This window comes from Bacteroides reticulotermitis JCM 10512, from assembly GCF_000517545.1.
Lineage (GTDB): Bacteria > Bacteroidota > Bacteroidia > Bacteroidales > Bacteroidaceae > Bacteroides > Bacteroides reticulotermitis.
Window position 1 is genome coordinate 1 of record NZ_BAIV01000078.1, and the last position, 2,151, is coordinate 2,151.

A 2,151-nucleotide genomic window follows, 5' to 3' on the forward strand; every position below is an offset into this window, starting at 1 on the left:
TCCCCAAAGGCTTAAATTATAGGAAGCCAATATCAACGTTAAGCGATACTGAAACTTCACTTCACCATATTAACTTTTTAATGCACGCTAAAATATAAGGATAGTTTGGCAGTGCTTTATATGTAATAAGCTTATCCTGCCATGAATTGGGGATTGAGTAAAGTTAAGTCCATGATTTTATATCTTTTAATATGTAGTACCGTCCTTGGACGATTCCTTTTTCATCTATATAGTACAAGGTAGGGGTTGATGCTACACCCCATTTCTCGAAATACTCGCCAAAGAAAGATTCATAGTCGCAATACTTATCCTTCCACGGAAAGGATGATGCATGAGTTTCGTATAGATCCTTGTCACTGTCGGAAGCGATGCTTACGATGCGGATGCCTGCTGTATGCAGCTTGTCATAACTTGCTTTCAACTCGTTGATGATCGTATCGCAGGCAGTACAGTCGCTCTCGAAGAACAGCACGATGCTACCTTTTACCTCCTTGGCGTCTGTTTCTATCTGTGGCAGTGGCGGCGCCTTGCTACCTATCAGTTGTAACTGACGAAGCAGGCGAAGACCGATCTCACTGGAATCGTCTGCTGAAAGATCGATGCCATGGGGATAGGCTGCCACAGAGGCTGCTAGCCTCTCCTGCCCCTGCTCACAAAGCGCATCGGCTATTTGGCGAACAAAGAGTTCGAGCGAGTCGAGTGATTGTTTGCCAACGCTATCTATCAAGTGGCGCGCCTGCTTGATAAAGTCTGCATCAGTTGCATGGACTTTCGTCCAATCAGCGATCGTTGGCTCTTTGATTGGCTTACAGGAAATAAAGATTCCGCAGAGACAAAGGATGGAGAGTATATATCTTTTTTGTTTTATCATATCAAGAAGGTTTAGATTAATTTCGTACGCAACGCACGCTGAGCCAGTGTTTATCACTAGTAGTATGCACCCCAGTCATAATTTTCTCGCCGCGGTAGTATCGGTATGCTTCTGATGACCACCAGGGGGAGTTTAGCCCCCAACTATACCAAGTGCGAGATGAGCCTCGGTTGCGCTGAGACTGTTGCCGGTAAAAACATTATTGGCTGCAGCACGAGAACCTGCCCACCAGATGGCTGCATTAGCTTCCAAGTCATTGTTTATAATAGTTTGAAGCTTCTGCCATTGGGCCAGGGTAGGTACAGACCACCCCGGAGGACAAGCATTGTTTCGCTGCTCCCATGTATAGTAATAGCCATTTTCTTGACCTCGATAAGACGGATTAGCATCCCCGTTTATAGTACCAATGATGCTCCCGCCCAATCAAGACCATATCCTTTACCGGAACCGAAACCTTCTTTACTATTCTCTACCATCCAACACTGCATGGCACCCGATGTACCCGTAGGATACTGGTGGGTCTTATACGTACGATTACCGATCGTTTGGGTAAGCGGTATGCCACTTCTTCCGCAATTGCCCTGCATGGCATAAAGTGTATATTCCATATTGCCAGCCTCGATAACGATTTCTCCTTCACGCCCTTCAGGATGGGTAGTAGCAGTAAATGTTACGGTTGTGGTTGCTTCGACAGTAGAAATACCACTTGTTGGAGAAAGCGTAACCCATGCCGGCTTAGATTTAACCTTCCACTTCGGATGACTAGTTCGTACCTTAAATGTATTCGATCCGGTTGTAGCCACAGTCGTTCCATCCAAGCCTATCCCAAGGTAACGGTTTGATATGTAGAAGTTTTCACTACCATACTGAAAATCACCTGCGACCTCATTCCACACCTCTATATCGGCGTTAATTGTGCTAACTCCTTTATAAGCATCATCGCGGGTCGTTCCTATATCCGTTACGGAAGTGATGGTTACATTATACGAATGGTTCCGCAGAATATCAAAGTAGGTATCTGTGGCATAGTCTTTCAGGTCGATACGATAATAAACAGTACTTGTATTACTCTGATACCTTCCGCCAACTACCAGACAGGTAGCATCGAGCCTATCGCTACCGCCTTAGCTGCATTATCTGCTTCAAATGTATAAATCCGATTCTCTATTTTATTAGTAGCACTAGTGGAAAAAGTGAAGTACTTACCTTGCGCCATTTCTGCTCCGGTAACAATAGTTGGCGCAGTAACTGCAGAATTAACTTCATCCCAGTTGTCAGGT

Annotated in this window: 4 protein-coding genes; all 4 read right to left on the reverse strand. The window is 45.0% G+C overall.

Features of this window, described 5'->3' with window-relative positions:
* Nucleotides 1-163: 163 nt before the first annotated feature.
* Nucleotides 164-871, reverse strand: a complete 708-nt coding sequence (locus JCM10512_RS20955) for a peroxiredoxin family protein (protein ID WP_148298520.1) — start codon at nucleotides 869-871, stop codon at nucleotides 164-166.
* Nucleotides 872-1,003: 132 nt separating this feature from the next.
* Nucleotides 1,004-1,294: an FISUMP domain-containing protein gene (locus JCM10512_RS20960; protein WP_044165893.1), complete on the reverse strand. Its 291-nt coding sequence runs from the start codon at nucleotides 1,292-1,294 to the stop codon at nucleotides 1,004-1,006.
* Nucleotides 1,267-1,767: a BACON domain-containing protein gene (locus JCM10512_RS20965; protein ID WP_044165894.1), complete on the reverse strand. Its 501-nt coding sequence runs from the start codon at nucleotides 1,765-1,767 to the stop codon at nucleotides 1,267-1,269. Before JCM10512_RS20965 ends, JCM10512_RS20960 begins: the two co-directional genes overlap by 28 nt.
* A gap of 191 nt (nucleotides 1,768-1,958) precedes the next feature.
* Nucleotides 1,959-2,151, reverse strand: a 193-nt coding sequence (locus tag JCM10512_RS22870; RefSeq protein WP_044165896.1) for a hypothetical protein, incomplete at its 5' end; no start/stop codon positions are given.